Source organism: Flavobacterium cheonhonense (assembly GCF_035671315.1).
Lineage (GTDB): Bacteria > Bacteroidota > Bacteroidia > Flavobacteriales > Flavobacteriaceae > Flavobacterium > Flavobacterium cheonhonense.
Genome location: NZ_JAXAVY010000001.1, coordinates 702,718 through 718,953 on the forward strand (window position 1 = coordinate 702,718; position 16,236 = coordinate 718,953).

12 protein-coding genes are annotated in these 16,236 nt (G+C 39.1%); 4 read left to right on the forward strand and 8 right to left on the reverse strand.

Annotated features, from left to right (window positions below):
- Positions 1 to 2: 2 nt before the first annotated feature.
- Both SK086_RS03135 and SK086_RS03140 read right to left on the reverse strand, forming a co-directional pair.
- Entirely contained in the window at positions 3 to 875 is an 873-nt protein-coding gene (locus SK086_RS03135; RefSeq protein ID WP_324689664.1) for a hypothetical protein, read from the reverse strand.
- A 74-nt stretch (positions 876 to 949) separates the two neighbouring features.
- Positions 950 to 1,801, reverse strand: coding sequence for a ChaN family lipoprotein (locus tag SK086_RS03140; protein ID WP_324689666.1), 852 nt, complete (start codon positions 1,799 to 1,801; stop codon positions 950 to 952).
- A gap of 86 nt (positions 1,802 to 1,887) precedes the next feature.
- Between SK086_RS03140 and SK086_RS03145 the strand changes: the two genes are divergently transcribed.
- From SK086_RS03145 to SK086_RS03155, 3 genes are all read left to right on the forward strand, one after another.
- Positions 1,888 to 2,484: a Crp/Fnr family transcriptional regulator gene (locus tag SK086_RS03145; protein WP_324689667.1), complete on the forward strand. Its 597-nt coding sequence runs from the start codon at positions 1,888 to 1,890 to the stop codon at positions 2,482 to 2,484.
- A gap of 106 nt (positions 2,485 to 2,590) precedes the next feature.
- The gene (locus SK086_RS03150) at positions 2,591 to 3,883 is read left to right on the forward strand and encodes an aminopeptidase P family protein (RefSeq protein ID WP_324689668.1); all 1,293 of its coding nucleotides are present in this window, start codon (positions 2,591 to 2,593) and stop codon (positions 3,881 to 3,883) included.
- 147 nt (positions 3,884 to 4,030) lie between these two features.
- Positions 4,031 to 4,813, forward strand: a complete 783-nt coding sequence (locus SK086_RS03155; protein WP_324689670.1) for an alpha/beta fold hydrolase — start codon at positions 4,031 to 4,033, stop codon at positions 4,811 to 4,813.
- Between the two features lie 14 nt (positions 4,814 to 4,827).
- Here SK086_RS03155 and SK086_RS03160 read toward each other — a convergent pair whose 3' ends face one another.
- The 6 genes from SK086_RS03160 to SK086_RS03185 all read right to left on the reverse strand — a co-directional run bounded on the left by SK086_RS03160 (position 4,828) and on the right by SK086_RS03185 (position 14,624).
- The gene (locus tag SK086_RS03160) at positions 4,828 to 7,587 is read right to left on the reverse strand and encodes a PD-(D/E)XK nuclease family protein (protein ID WP_324689672.1); all 2,760 of its coding nucleotides are present in this window, start codon (positions 7,585 to 7,587) and stop codon (positions 4,828 to 4,830) included.
- 63 nt (positions 7,588 to 7,650) lie between these two features.
- The gene (locus tag SK086_RS03165) at positions 7,651 to 9,045 is read right to left on the reverse strand and encodes an OmpA family protein (protein WP_324689674.1); all 1,395 of its coding nucleotides are present in this window, start codon (positions 9,043 to 9,045) and stop codon (positions 7,651 to 7,653) included.
- 87 nt (positions 9,046 to 9,132) lie between these two features.
- Positions 9,133 to 10,326, reverse strand: a complete 1,194-nt coding sequence (gene kbl / locus SK086_RS03170) for a glycine C-acetyltransferase (protein ID WP_324689676.1) — start codon at positions 10,324 to 10,326, stop codon at positions 9,133 to 9,135.
- A gap of 37 nt (positions 10,327 to 10,363) precedes the next feature.
- A complete protein-coding gene (locus SK086_RS03175) occupies positions 10,364 to 13,513 on the reverse strand; it encodes a UvrD-helicase domain-containing protein (protein ID WP_324689677.1) in 3,150 nt (1,049 codons plus the stop codon).
- The gene (locus SK086_RS03180) at positions 13,513 to 14,103 is read right to left on the reverse strand and encodes a hypothetical protein (protein ID WP_324689678.1); all 591 of its coding nucleotides are present in this window, start codon (positions 14,101 to 14,103) and stop codon (positions 13,513 to 13,515) included. Before SK086_RS03180 ends, SK086_RS03175 begins: the two co-directional genes overlap by 1 nt.
- On the reverse strand, positions 14,097 to 14,624 hold the full coding sequence (locus SK086_RS03185; RefSeq protein ID WP_324689679.1) for a GNAT family N-acetyltransferase: 528 nt from the start codon (positions 14,622 to 14,624) through the stop codon (positions 14,097 to 14,099). The genes SK086_RS03180 and SK086_RS03185 overlap by 7 nt, the downstream gene beginning before the upstream one ends.
- 267 nt (positions 14,625 to 14,891) lie before the next feature.
- On the opposite strand from SK086_RS03185, the gene SK086_RS03190 reads away from it, so the two are divergent.
- The gene (locus SK086_RS03190; protein ID WP_290876749.1) at positions 14,892 to 15,500 is read left to right on the forward strand and encodes a superoxide dismutase; all 609 of its coding nucleotides are present in this window, start codon (positions 14,892 to 14,894) and stop codon (positions 15,498 to 15,500) included.
- The last annotated feature ends 736 nt before the right edge of the window (positions 15,501 to 16,236 follow it).

The window sequence follows — 16,236 nt, forward strand, 5'->3', positions numbered from 1 at the left end:
AACTAGCGAACATAGCTAGGAATCAACCCTCGCAATCCCATGTCCACCACATTTTCCCCAATGGAAGGTTCAAATTTGCCGTCGGCGTTAATTTCGTGCCATTCAAAACTATTGTTGACAGAAAGGGACAAGGTTACTATGATATCTTGGGTTTCGTTACCGCTAATTGCTAAGTTGTTGGTGAATTTTCCAGTCACCACACAAGTGTTTAAGTTTCTCGGAATAGGCGACGTGGCTTCTATCGGATTAGGAACCGTGGTAGAACCTGCCGGAGCTTGTCCGGAAGCCGAATAAGGTTGGTTGTTCAAAGCAAAAGCCCAATAACCTTGCGCTTTATTAGCATTAACCGGGAAAAGATTATTGCCGATATTGAACTCGGTGATGTAAGTGTTAAACCCAACAAAACTGGCCAAAGTTCCGGCGTAATCCACATTTTGATGGCGAATGTTAATTTGGTAATTCTGATAAGACAAAGACACTCGCAACCATTCGTAATTACCGGCGGCAACATCTCGCAACGGAATTTTTAAAAATACTTCATCTTCGCCCACAATTTTAGAGCGACTGAAATCGATAGCTGTAGCACCGCCTAAATTGGTTTCCGGAGCGTGGTAAATGATGGTTCCGGCGCCCAATTGGGTGTTGGCATTCGGTGCCAATTCTATGTAATGGGATGAAATGGCATTGAAAATCGGAGATTGGGCCGCATTCCCGGGCGCAACTGCCGATGGTTGGCCTAAATTATTCAAGCGAACTTGATTTTCGTCAAATTTGAATTTGATGATCAACATTGGTTCTTCAGCAGTATCGCTGCTACACGAAAAAAACGGTAGTCCGGCGATTAGGAAGAGTAAAACAACAATTACTTTATTCATGATTTTTTGATTTTTTCCGCTGCGCTCCAAGCAAGTCGCCTCGGTTGATTTTGATTGATGATGTTAAGACGATGTTAATGTGTTTTTGTTACATCTTCATCTATAACGAGAATATAGTCGGCTTTATTGTGTTCTTCTGCCGGAATTTTTTCTAAATCACTTTGTTCGATAGTCGCAATGGTTAAAATTTGAACTTCCGGCGCGTATTTTTTCAAATACCAACAAATGCCGTCAAAGTTATCCGAATGATACGAACCGTTGTAATGGATGAAAACCGAATTTTCTTTGAAGTTTTTCTGAATAAAATAAGCCATCGTAGCATCTTTGCTCGCTTGGGCTTTCGGCATATTCGGACTCGCATGATCGCCCATCATTTTCATCATGTTCACATAACCAGGCAAGTTTTCATCGTAAGGCATCGGTAAAGGCGCCATCCAGGATTTCTCTTCATCGGTTAAGGTTTCCAATGCTTCAAATCCTTTTTTAGACACCATCGATGCAAATCTTCTCGGGATATTAGTAGCAATAAAAGGCAGTTTTTTGGCTTTGGCAAAATCGACTAAGGGTTTATAATCGGTTTTATAGTTGGGCCAAAGACGCGCAGTTGAGTCTAATTTTTTCTGATTAATTTCTCCGTTTAGGTACTGATCAAGTTGTTTTTGATTATCCGCTTCTATCATTTCGGCGCCTAAAATCAAAGGCTTTTTCTCTGCCAAATCTTTGGTTAATTCTAATTGTAACCAATGTACCACCGCATTGTTATGGTATTCGCCAAACAAAACCACTTGCGCTTTTTCGGCTGCTTTGAGTAATTTTCCGTATTTTACTTTTTTGCCATTTTTATCAAAAAGTTGGTAGGCCTTTTTGTCTTGAGCTGCCGAAGTTAAGCCATACATTACGACCATCATTAACACTATTTTTTTCATCGGGTGATTTTTGTTTAAAAATATTCATTAATAATAGAATAAAAAAACCTAAGCTAAAAAGAATATTTTTGTAGTTCATTAAAGGCATGAAAACACAAAACGACAACTCGGATTTTTTAGCGTATTTGCGTCAGTTTGCAGATGATAATATCCTGCAATCAGAGTCTGAATTAGATGAAATTGTCGATAGATTTTCGGTATTAGCTTTAAAAAAGAACCAACTTTTAGTCGCTGAAAACCAAGTTTGTCCTTATTTCTGTTTTGTGGAAAGCGGGATTTTACAACATGCCATTGTAGTCGAAGCTGAAGAGAAAACTACTTATTTAGCCTTACGAGATTCGGTTACTTCATCGCTGAATAGCTTTCTCAACAAGATTCCGTCGCGAAAAAGCATCAAAGCTTTGGTCGATTGCCAACTTTGGGTAATCGATTTGGAAAACTTCAAGGATTTATTGATGAATAACCAAGCGTTTCATCAGTTTTACTACAATTTAATCGAAAGACAAATCATGTTGATCGATGACTATCGCATCGATTTACTCACGTTATCGCCGGAAGAACGTTATAAAAAACTATTAGCTACCGAACCCAAATTACTACAAGAAGTTCCGCTGCATTACTTGGCTTCTTTTCTTGGGATCTCCAATCGCCACATGAGCCGCATTCGAAAAAACATCGGCTAACCAAAAATAACGCCATTTGGCTACTAATTGCTTTGGACTAATCCGTAATTTTGAAAAACTTCTTTCCAGAAGTCTAAAATATCTAATAATCTAACATTGTCTAAAAATGAAATACCATCAGATAGACCGCGATTTGTTTGTAAAAAACAGAGCCAAATTCACCGCGCAAATGAAACCCAACAGTGTAGCGGTTTTTAATTCTAACGATATTTATCCGGTTTCAGCCGACAGTACTTTGCCTTTTGCACAACACCGCGATATTTTTTACTTATCGGGCGTTGACCAAGAAGAAAGTGTTTTATTGCTTTTTCCCGATGCGCCGTTCGAGCACTTGAAAGAAGTGTTGTTTTTGCGCGAAACCAACGAACACATAGCGGTTTGGGAAGGCGAGAAGCTAACCAAAGAAAGAGCGTTCGAGGTTTCGGGGATTAAAACCGTGATTTGGCTACAGGATTTCCACAAAACTTTGAAAGAAGTGATGGCCTATGCCGAAACGATGTACATCAATACCAATGAACATTACCGCGCTGTGATTGAAACCGAAACTCGCGAAGCACGCTTTGTGAAATGGTGGAAAGAAAACTATCCGGCGCACAGAGTAGAGAAGTCGAATCCGATTTTGCAACGTTTGCGTTCCGTGAAAGAAAGTGAAGAATTGGATTTGATTCAGAAAGCTTGTGACATCACCGAAAAAGGATTCCGCAGGGTTTTGAATTTTGTGAAACCGAATGTGATGGAATACGAAGTGGAAGCTGAATTTGCTCATGAATTCTTGAGAAATCGCTCCAAAGGGTTTGCCTATACGCCAATCATCGCATCAGGAAGCAATGCCAATGTGTTGCATTATATTGAAAACAACCAACAATGCAAGGCCGGCGATTTATTATTGTTGGATGTTGGCGCTGAATACGCGAATTACTCCAGCGATATGACTAGAACGATTCCGGTTTCGGGGAGATTTACCGACCGACAAAAAGCGGTTTACAATGCGGTTTTGCGCGTGAAAGACGAAGCCACGAAAATGTTGGTTCCCGGCAATTATTGGAAACAATACCATGTGGAAGTTGGTAAAATCATGACTTCCGAATTGTTAGGCTTAGGTTTAATCGACAAAGCCGACGTTCAAAACGAAAATCCCGATTGGCCGGCTTATAAAAAATATTTTATGCACGGAACGTCACACCATATGGGCTTAGACACGCACGATTATGGGTTGTTGTACGAACCAATGCAAGCCAATATGGTGTTCACGGTGGAGCCCGGAATCTACATACCGGCGGAAGGTTTCGGAATTCGTATTGAAGACGATGTAGTGATTCAAGAAAAAGGAGAGCCTTTTAACTTAATGAGAAATATCCCGATTACCGTGGAAGAAATTGAGAGTTTGATGAATTCCTAATTAAGGGAATAGGCAAAAGAAATAAAGGGAAAGACGGCTCGCAGTTGCGGGTCGTTTTTGTTTACCATATAAGTCATATAAGATTATTTAAGTTTTCTCATATGAAACTTCTATGTCTTATATGGTTTAAAAACTATTTTTGTAACGATGAAAACCATTACATACAAAAACACTAAAATCTCTTTCACCGACCAAGGCAAAGGCACGGCAGTGGTGTTATTACACGGTTTTTTGGAAAACCAAACTATGTGGGACAACTTTGTGCCCGAACTTTCTAAAAAGCACCGCGTGATTACCGTTGATTTATTAGGTCACGGAGAAACCGAATGTTTGGGTTATGTCCACGCCATGGAAGACCAAGCGGATATGCTGTATGCTTTGTTGTTACATTTAAAAATTCGCAAAGTGGTTTTGGTTGGGCATTCCATGGGCGGTTATGTGGCTTTGGCTTTCGCCGAATTGTATCCCGATTATATGAAAGGCTTGTTTTTGTTGAATTCGACATCCAGAGCCGACAGCGATGAGCGAAAAGCAAACCGAGATCGGGCGATTGTAGCGGTAAAGCAAAATTATACGGCTTTTGTCCGTATGTCTATAGCCAATTTGTTTGCAGAAGAAAACCGCGAACGTTTGGCAGATACCATCGAAAAGGTAAAAGAACAAGCCTTGAAAACACCATTGCAAGGTATAGTCGCTGCTTTAGAAGGCATGAAAATCCGCAAAGACCGAGAAGTGATATTGCATTTTGCGCCTTATCCGATGCAGTTGGTTTTGGGTAAAAAGGATGGCGTGCTTTTATACGATGACAACATCGACCAAATTGAAGAAACTAAAGTCGAACTCATTACATTTCCCGACGGTCACATGAGCCACATTGAGAACGAGGCGGCATTGTTGCAAGCGATGTTGGGTTTTTTAAAGAAGGTGTAATTAACTGTCAAAGGTTAATTTGTTTTTTCCTCAAATGCAATGTCTTGATTGAAAATGGTTTGCAATAAAACTACTATTTCTTCCAAATAAGCTTTCATTACTTCGGCATTGATAACCGATTGGGCTTCTTTTTCCGGTTTGAAAGTAAACGGCAAAAAGCCTGCGTTTAGGTTTTTGAAAGAAATGATGCCGGCTTCCATTTCAAGGCCTTTGGTTTCTTTTTCAAACATAAAGGCATAAGCCAAAATTTGGATGATTTTATCGTTTTTGATGTCTTCGGTTAGGCCTTTCCAATCTTTTAAAGTGACATTTTTTTGTTCGACTTTTCCGGTTTTGTAATCGATAATCCTGATTTTACCGTTGCGAAGTTCTATACGGTCTACATTTCCTTTGATCAATACGGGAATCGGTAAACGATTGTCTTCTAAAAGGCGCTCATAGGTTTGTTCCAGGGCGATAATTTGTACTTGATCGCCATTTTCTAAAGCCGCTTTCTCCAATTTCAGAAAATTGTACACATTGCGTTTGGCCACTTCAAACGCCAAGAGGTTTCGGCCTTTTTTGATTTCACCTTCTTTGTATACTTCTTTAAATTGGTGCAACACTTCGGCATCTATTTTTTGAAAACAACTTTCAATATCAGCCGTGGTTAACAATCGCCCGATAAATGGTTTGTACAACTCTTCTAAAGTGCCGTGAATGATAGTTCCCAACGTATTGACGGCTACGTTTTCCTCTACTTCATCGGTTTCGGAAATGCGCAAAACCCTTTGCATATAAAATTGTATCGGATTGCGAATATAAGTCGTTAAAGAAGAAGGCGAAAACCCATTGCTCGCAATTTCTTTTAAACGATCTATGACGCTATCTGTTTTCGGCACCAGCATCGGTTGGTATGCGATTGTTGGTACATCAGGATTGAAATATTGAAAAGTCAGGTTGTGATTCGGTTGTTTTTCGACTTCCAATTGCGTAATGAATCGGCTTTTTTCACCGGCGTCAAATCCTTCGCTATCCGCGTTGTATAGCAAGTAGATGTTCTTGGCGCGTTGCAATAAATGATAGAAATGGTAAGTATAAATGGCGTCTTTTTCTTTGTAAGTCGGCAATTCGTATTCTTTTTTAACATCATAAGGAATGAACGAATTGGTGCTTTTACCGGCGGGAAATTTCCCTTCGTTGACGGAAGTGATGATCACGGTTTCAAAATCGAGCACGCGGCTTTCCAATACACCCATAATTTGCAAACCACTCAGCGGCTCGCCTTCAAAGGAAACATCGGCCACGTCGATGACTTGCTTGTAAATGGCTTGTAGTGTTTTAATGTCGTCGATGTTTGTGTGGTTTTCGAAATAGGTAATCATCTTATTGATGACTTTATAAACCGAGTACACAAAGGCATTGGTAATTTTTTCCTCTTCGTTGTCGTGGCTTAAATGGGCTTTAATTTGCAGTAGAATTTGAGATAAATTCTCCAACACTGTTACGGAAGTTGTATTCCATTTTCGGAACAACATCTCAAAAAGCACATTGCTTTCGGCTTGTAATTCTGTGATTTTTTTATGGGTGATGAAAGTGTAATTGTTTTTATTGATTTTATTGACCAATCCGCTTGCGTTAACATAAGGTTCAATAAGCGGATGCGTTAAAATATCCATGACATCTTTGTAATACATCACATAACTTTCCCCGTTTCTGGAAAGCGCGTTGGTGTGCAGCTTGAATAATTTGGCAATCAATAGTTGCGCCGGATTGTTCTTGCTGGAAAATCCCATGGTGATGTTGAGAGCGTTCACCGATTCGGGTAAAGCGTGTAATAAGGGCAAGAGCAGATTTTCTTCGCCAAGAACGACTGCTACATTTTGAAGATTGGCGTTGTTTTCGGCAGCATATTTTTCGATAATACTCCCCGTAATTTTGGCTTGACCAATTGATTTTGAGGTCGCAATAACATGAATGTTTTTGGCTTCGGTAAAATCGTTGACAATCCATTCGTATGGATGGGTTTTATAGTGAATCCACTCTGATTTGAATTTTCTCTGAAACAAACCTGCATCATGAAAAGTATCGTGCAGCAAGGTTTCGTCTATGTCCCAATATATTTTAGCTACATCTAAAGCTAAAAGGTGTTGGATGATTTTCTCTTCGGCTTGGTTAAGCGCATTGAAACCGGCAAATAGAAATTGCTGGTTATTGTTTTCGGAAAAGTGATTTAAATTTTGAACCGCTTCACGGTAAATTAAGCCTTGGTAACCTAAACCTTTATCAAGTAAATATGTATATAAGGCATGATAGTATTCCGGCAGTTTTTTCCAGAATCGGAGGTAATTGTCGATGAGGTCAGTTCTTTTTTCAACAGCCACTGCCCAATGTTCAATTTCCTTGATGTTTTCGAGGTATTTTAAAATCTTGTTGGGTTCCAGCAGGTACCGATCGATTTCGTTAAAGTCTTGTAATAAGGTTTTGGCCCAGTTGGCAAAGGATTCGAAAGATTCTTGTTGTTCTTTTTCTGTCACCGAAAGGTAAACGTTGTAAAACTCGAAAAGCAGTTCAACGCTGTCAATTGAACGTATTCCGGCTATGTCTTGGATAAAGTCTTCTATACTGATAATGTTAGGTGCGAAGATGTTATCAGAAACGGATTTTTTTAATTCGGCTAACAAAAAGACTTTGGCTCTTTTGTTGGGTAAAATCACCACTAAGTCCAATAGTGTATTGGAATGGGATTTTAAAATTTCCTGAGCCAGTTTATGAAGAAAAGTTGGTTTTGACATAGCATAAAAATAAAAAAACGCCCCGAATTTCGGAGCGTTTTTCTGAGATATTTTAAGGAGAAATTATTTTACTAATTTCACTTCAACTCTTCTGTTGTTAGCTTTACCAGCTTTAGTTTTGTTAGTATCGATTGGTTTTGACTCACCGAAACCAGCTGAAGTTAATCTAGAAGCAGCAATTCCGTTTTCTACTAAGTAGTTTTTCACAGCAGCAGCTCTGTCTTCAGATAATTTTTGGTTAGTAGCATCTTTACCATCGCTGTCAGTGTGACCTTCGATAGAGAAGTTAGCTGTTGGATACTCTTTTAAGATAGCTGTGATAGCTTGTAATACCGGGAAAGTTTGTTGTTGGAAAGAAGCTTTACCACTGTCAAACAAGATAGTTTTAGCGTAGTCATTTAATCTTTTGATAGCTTCTTCAGTTACCTCTGGACAACCATTGTTAGCAACAGTACCAGCAACATCCGGACATTTGTCATCTTTGTCTAATACTTTGTCACCATCTCTATCCGGCCATGGACAACCACCATTTTCTTTAGGGCCTTTAACGTCTTTACATTTGTCTTCTTTATCTTGAACACCATCACCGTCAGTGTCAGGGCATCCACCGAAAGCTTTCAAACCAGCTACTTCAGGACAAGCGTCTACGTTATCAGCAATTCCGTCACCGTCAGTATCAGGACAACCGTTAAATTCGGCAGGACCAGCTACATCTGGACAAGAGTCTTTGCTGTTTTCGATTCCGTCACCATCAGTATCAGGACATCCTTTGAATTGTGGTAAACCAGCTTCTTCAGGACAAGCATCATCTTTGTCATAAATTCCGTCACCGTCTTTGTCAGATCCACCAAATTTGAAAGTAAGACCTGCAAAGTGTTGCATATGAGATGGCATATCTTCACGAACATCTTCGAAAGAATGTTTGTAAGTAGCACGGTATGATAAACCTACAGTTTCGTTGAACCAGTAAGTTAAGCCTAAACCAGCATTAACGGTACCAGCACTAGTTACATCACCTAACCAAGTGTAACCTCCACCAACATGTAATGAAGGATCAATAGTTTTTGATTTAAGTAAATTCATCATGCTGTAGTTGATAACTCCGTCAACTGCATAATAGTTGATGTCTCCAGGATTAACTACCTCATAAGGTCCTTCACCAACTCTTGGCAAAACGAATCTTGTAAGTTTGTTGATAGATCCGGTAATACCGAATGAGAAGTTACCGCCAACATGTTTTGATACGTTTACAAAAGATACGGCAGGTAAGATATTCCAATTGTCACGAGCATTGAAAAACTGTGAAAATTGATCTTCCAATTTTGAAGCAGCACTAACTCTAGTGTCTACAGCGTTAACACCAAAGGTAATTGCCCATGGGTTGTTGCTGTCTTGAGCTTGTGAGCTAAAACCAGCTAACAATAGCATAGCAACGAATAATTTGTTAAGATGTTTCATACTTAATTTGATTAAATTATAATAATTATAATAGGGCAAAAGTAATACCTATTACCCTAATATCAAAATCTTATGGTTAAAATGTCACTATTTAATGATATTGAGTGATTTGCCAACTTCGGTAAAAGCCGCTATAGCTTTGTCTAAATGCTCTTTGTTGTGGGCTGCGGATAATTGAACTCTTATCCTTGCTTTGTCTTTTGGTACTACAGGATAAAAGAAACCGATGACATAAATACCTTTTTTCAAAAGTTCATCCGCCATAATTTGTGAGAGTTTAGCGTCGTAAAGCATTACTGGAACTATGGCAGAATCACCATCGATGATATCAAAACCTGCTTTTTTCATTCCTTCTTTGAAGTAATTGGTATTCCACTCCAACTTATCTCTCAGCGTGGTGTCTTTTTCTAATAATTCAAAAACCTTGATAGACGCACCAACAATGGCCGGCGCCAATGAATTAGAGAATAAATACGGTCGTGAACGTTGACGTAAAATTTCGATGATTTCTTTTTTGGCTGTTGTATAGCCGCCCATCGCACCGCCTAGCGCTTTTCCGAGTGTTCCGGTGATGATGTCTACTCGGCCCATAACACCCTTGGCTTCCATGGTTCCTTTACCGGTAGCACCGATAAAACCGGCAGCATGACATTCGTCCACCATGACTAAGGCATCATATTTATCGGCTAAATCGCAAATTTTATCCAAAGGCGCTACCAATCCGTCCATAGAGAACACGCCGTCGGTAACAATCAGTTTGAAACGATGTCCGGCTTCAACCGCTTTTTTTAATTGGTTTTCCAAATCTTCCATATTGGAATTTTCGTAGCGGTAGCGTGCGGCTTTACACAAACGAACACCGTCAATAATAGAAGCATGGTTCAAACTGTCGGAGATGATACAATCTTCTTCACTTAATAAAGGTTCGAAAACACCTCCATTAGCATCAAAAGCCGCAGCGTATAAAATGGTGTCTTCGGTGCCGTAAAATTCGGCTATCTTTTTTTCTAAGGTTTTGTGAATGTCTTGCGTACCGCAAATGAAACGCACCGATGACATTCCGAAACCATGAGAATCCAAAGCGTCTTTGGCCGCTTGAATCACTTCAGGATGGGATGATAATCCCAAATAATTGTTGGCACAAAAGTTTAAAACCGTTTCTCCGTTAACCTTAATTTCGGCTCCTTGCGGTGAAGTAATGATTCTTTCTCTTTTAAAAATACCGTTTTGTTCTATGGTATCTAATTCGTTTTGTAGGTATTGCTGAATTTTTCCGTACATGATTGGAATTTAAATTTAATGTTGTTTGATGTTGATGTTACAAATTTACTACTTCCAAACGTTCTCCAATGTAAACCAAGGCTTTTTTAGTTACTTTAAACCCCATTTTTTCTATGGCGTTTTGGTAATTCTCCAGCTGCGTGGTGTATTTGCTTTGGTGCGCACCGGTTTTGTAATCTAATAAATAAATTTCTTTGTTCGGATGGACAACCATTCGATCGGGTTTGACTAAATGGCCTTCTTTTTGAATGATAGTTTGTTCGTTCAAAATTGTATTGCCGGACGCAAAATAAGGCAACAAGTCTTGATGTGTGACTACTTCTTCCAAAGTTTGTGCGATGGTTTCCTTTTGCGAAGTGATGATTAATCCGTTTTCAATGGCTTTCGTCAGCGCTAGTTCGATGTCGTCCGTAGTGTTGACAAAAGACAGGATTTCGTGTAAAATATTCCCGAATTCAATCGCTTTTTGCTGTTGGGTATTCCACATCAAACTTTCTTTTTGGGCAATTTTGATGTTTTTCGGATTCAAGGTAGCTGTTAATTGTGGAATCACTTGTGTAGCTGAGGTCGATGTTTCGGTTTCAGACAGTTTGTCGGCTTGACCAAAAGCGTAGTCAAGTTGGTTTTCATCGAATGGTTCGCCTATGAATTTGATAAAGAATGTCGCCATATTGTTCGGATATTCTCCCGAAGTTTTGCTTCGCGTTTGCATGCCCGAAATAATGTACAACTGCTCCTCGGCACGTGTTAAGGCCACATACAATACATTGATGTTGTCCAACAACTCTTCTTGTTTTTTTTGTTGGTAAAGAGTATTTGCTTCTTCGCCGTAACTGCTTACTTTACTGCTTTTGTCTACTAAAACTTTCGGCAAACCAATGGTTTCGGCATCGGCATTGAGCCACATCTTTTCTCTCGGCCCTTTGCTGTAATCTTCTTCGGCAAACGGAAAAATCACCACCGGAAATTCGAGTCCTTTCGATTTGTGAATGGTCATAATCCGAACCGCATCATTGCCTTCGGGCGACGCAATGCTGAGTTTTTCCGAATTCGTATCCCAATAATTGAGAAAATCCGAAATACCGGCTTGCTTTTTCAAGTCGTGTTCCAATATCAAATCGAGGAAAAACTGTATGTAAGCATTGCGTTTGTTCGTCGGAATGACTTTGGCAATTATAATTTCGGTGGCTTCATAAAGCGACTTTTTGCGGATGTTTTCAAACGAAAAATCTAGATGGAAACTTTGCAGCCATTGTTGAAAAGCCGATTCACTTTGTTGTTCCATCCCTTTCGCAATGAAATCGTGAATTGGCAATTGCTCTTGTAGCGAAGCCAAATAGTACAAAAAGTTGGCTTTGGCCATCAAATCGCTGTTGTTTTTCAAGTAGCGCAAAATGTGAATCACGCCTTGTACTTCGGATGAAGCGCCCAACAACAAACTTTCCGAAGACAAAATCGGAATCCCATTTTCGGTCAGGTAATTGGCAATTTCGACACCATGGGCTTTTTTTCGGGTTAAGATGGCAATGTCTTTGTAGCGAAATCCTTTTTGGATGACTTTTTCAATGGTAGCCAAAGTAGCAGTCAAGTACATTTCGTTTTTTTCCAAACTTTCGTCGTCGTCCCAATGCTCTTTGTCCACTTTCGGTACAAAGGAAATATGTACATAACCACCGGTTTTGGCATTGAATTCCTGATGGCTGTGGTTGAGGTATAAGTTTTTGTAATCTTGGTGGGTAAACTCGCCCGATAAAAAACGAAAAAACCGGTTGTTGAAATCGATGATTTGCGAATAACTGCGGTAATTCGTTCCCAAAGAGAAAAGCGCTTTATCCGGATTGACAAACGGATTGTTGTTTTTGCTGAGTTCGATAAATTGTTCCGCTTTTCCGCCACGCCAACGGTAGATGGATTGCTTAGGATCGCCTACAATCATCAGCGAGCCACGTTCACCGTTTAAATCTTCGCTCGACAGGGCATTGTCAATCAGCGGAATTAAATTGTGCCATTGCATTTCGGAAGTATCCTGAAATTCATCGATAAAGAAATGGCGGTATTTTTCGCCCAAGCGCTCGTATATAAAAGGTGCGGGTTGGTTCTGGATTTGCTCGTAAATGAGTTTGTTGAATTCGGCTATCGAAAGGATATTTTGTTCTTTCTGAATTTTATCCAATTCATTACTCACCGTATTTAACAATGACAGCGGCGTAATGTTTTTCAGAAAGGCTTCGTAGAAATTTTTCTTTTCGAATGTGGCATAAATTGATGACAGCATTTCGAGTAGATCCGGAATGATACTTTCAATGACAGCTCTGTCTGCGGCCGTTTTGTTGATTTTGATATCGTCAAACTCGTGGTAGGTTTTGTTGTTCGGGTTGAATTTCTTTTCCTGAATCGTTACCAAATGTTTTGGGAAATAGCCGCCTGAAAAAGCTTTGTTGTCGATGCCTTTATTGTCAATCAACAACAAAGCTTCTGTAGCCAATTCAACAGTTTTGGCTTCCATAGCAGCACAAAGTTCCGTCAGTTTGTTTTTTATTTCGATGAATTCCGCTATGGTTTTATTCTGAAAATGGGTAATCTCTTGGCGGTTGTTTTCGTTCAGAATTAATTTTCCGGTGTCCATAATTTCCCTTGAAATGTCCCACGATTTGTCGTCGTCGGTTTTTTCCATGGTAAAATCGACCAACAAATTGGTGAGCGTTTCATCATTTCCGGCTTCGGCTATGATAGCGTCAACGGCTTCCGTCAATAAATTTTCAGTGTCTAAAGATACTTCAAAGGTAATGGGCAGATTCAAATCGTGGGCAAAAGCACGGATCACTTTGTGTGTGAATTTGTCTATGGTCGAAATATCAAAAGCCGCATAATTGTGGATGAGGTTTTTGATGATGCTTTTGGCTTTTTCGGTAATTGTGGGCAATGATAATCCGGTTTCCTTGTGAATATCTTGCATCAACTGCAACGCTTTGTTCGAAGGATTTTCTTTAGCAAACTCCGAAAGACTTTCCACCACACGGCTTTTCATTTCGTGTACCGCTTTGTTGGTAAACGTAATGGCCAGAATATTGCGGTAGGCATCGGGTTTTTTGGATAGGAGAATGATTTTTAAATACTCTTTCACCAAAGTATAGGTTTTGCCCGAGCCGGCCGAAGCGTCGTATATGGAGAAAGCAGATTTTTGCATTAATTATGATTTACAGTTTTAAATTTTAAAATGGATTGGTTGGCATATTTATAAACGAATACTATAAGGCTAAATTCAATCGCTTTAACCGGAATAGAGAGTAAAAACTCCCACCAAGTAAATCCGATGTAGTTGTATATAGTCCAAGAACTTGGGAGATAATCTCTGTGAAGAGAAGTTACAATAATGACAAATCGTTCAAAAGTTATGATAAAAGGGACAACTATAAGTATCCTGAAAAACAAAAACTTCCTTATAACATTGAATCTAACCAATTGGGTTAAAATTAACCAAAATAAGGGTTGAAGCCAAATGCCAAAAGAATATTCTCCTGTTAGTCGATTCAGGAATTGCGTTTTTTCTTCTTCCGTCATGATAACAACAAAATCGACCGTTACAGCCAGAAGCCAAACAATCGCAAATAAAATCCCTAAGAATACGAAGGTTTTGCAGGCGTCTTTGTCAAATTCTGTGAGCAAGTCTTTTTTGTACTTGAATAATTTTAGAGTAAAGAATAAAACAGTATACCAACCGAAGCCTAAAATTAAATCGATTCGGATAAAATGTAAGATGAAATCAAAATCTACCATTGGCCTTTTTCGATTAAATAGACGAAATTCAGCTTCGGCTCTTCACCGTAATATTCCACCTCAAATTCATCGACTTTTACCGCGCCTATTTTGACTATGGCTTTTTGAGAACGAATGTTGCAAGCGCCAATGTGAAAATACACTTTGTCAACAAACAGAAAAGCGTATTCGAGCATCAATTTTTTAAGCGCTTTGTTGTAGCCATTGCCCCAAAATTTGCGTCCGATAAAAGTGTAGCCAATTAAAACCGATTTTTGGTTTTCATTGTAATCGTAAAAACGGCTGCAGCCAACAATTTCATTGGTGGCTTTGTCCCGAATTAAAAAAGCGCCCTGCGACAGCAATGCCCCTTCGAAAAACTTTTGAAACACCTCGCGTTGGTAGCGCAATTTATTAGGATGTTGCTCCCAAACCAACGGATCAGAAGCTACAACATATAAATCTTCAAAATCTTCTTCCTTGAGCAGAAAAAGCGCTATAAGTTCGTTTTGCAGATGTTGTGGTTGCCAGTTTAAAGTCATGGGTAGCAGTTGGTTTTATAGCCCCGATTGTCCCGAATTTTCGGGAGAAATCCTTTTTGACTTGCTGAGGGTTGTAACCCTTGGTGAGTTAAAAAGATTGTAATTGAAAGCGGGACACGAGCTCATAAAGAGCGAACAGGCGAAGCAAACAGCTCCAAATAAAATATCGATTTTAATTATTTGTTAATTGGTAAATAGTATTTTATCTTCCGAAGATAAATGTATAAATTTGAATTCATTTTAATACTAACTTAAATTAAAAATATCATGGCTTTTGAATTACCAAAATTACCCTATGCATACGATGCCTTAGAACCACATATCGACGCCAGAACGATGGAAATCCATCATTCTAAACACCACAATGCTTATGTGACCAATTTGAATGCGGCTATCGCCGGCACCGATATGGAAGGCAAAACCATCGAAAACATTTTGATTAACTTAGACATGACCAATATGGCGGTTCGCAACAATGGTGGTGGTCACTATAATCACAATTTGTTTTGGAAAGTAATGTCGCCTGATGGTGGCGGAAAACCAACCGGTGAATTAGCAGAAGCTATTGATGCGGCTTTTGGTTCTTTTGAAGAATTTAAAGCACAGTTTGCCAAAGCCGGAGCAACTCGTTTCGGGTCTGGCTGGGCTTGGTTGTGTGTACACAAAGGTGGGAAGTTGGAAGTGTGTTCTACACCAAACCAAGACAATCCGCTGATGCCGGATACGGCTTGTGGCGGTTTCCCTATTTTAGGAATGGATGTTTGGGAACATGCTTATTACTTGCATTATCAAAACCGTCGTCCGGATTATATTGAAGCGTTTTTTAACGTAATCAATTGGACAGAGGTGTCTCGTTTGTACGCTACTGAAAAATAAAGCCGAGCCTTTTTTCAGAAAGAATAAAAGCCGATTTCGCTAATTAAGCGGAATCGGTTTTTTGTTTGGTATAGGGATAAAAAATAAACAGGCGGAATTGCTTCCACCTGTTTGCCCCAAATCTACCATAAACTTAACCTACACTAAATACTATGGTAACGCAAATCTAATAACATCCAAATTAATTTTGCGCTTTTTTTGTTAAAATATATTGGAATGATAGGCAAATGAGAGTGAAAACTGTCTTTTTGGGGATTTTCAGAGGTATAAAAAATAAAAAAGGTGAAGAAAACTTCACCCTTTTTGCCCCAAATCTACCATAAACTTAACCTACTAATGCTATGGTGGAACAAATATAACACGGATAATATTGTTAAAAAAAAATAATCAGACGAACTACAAGTAAAATCGTTGAAGTTTTTTTGGGCTGTTTTTCAGCGGTGTATAAAATAAAAAAGGTGAAGAAAAACTTCACCCTTTTTGCCCCAAATCTACCATAAACTTAACCTACTAATGCTATGGTGGAACAAATATAATGCGGATAATATTGTTAAAAAAAATAATCAGATAAACGACAAGTAAAATCGTTGAAATCTTTTTGGGCTGTTTTTCAGCGGTGTATAAAATAAAAAAGGTGAAAATTGCTTTTCACCCTTTTTGCCCCAAATCTACCATAAACTTAACCTACTAATGCTATGGTAAAGTCAAATGTAAGTGGATTGCCTTTTTTGAAACA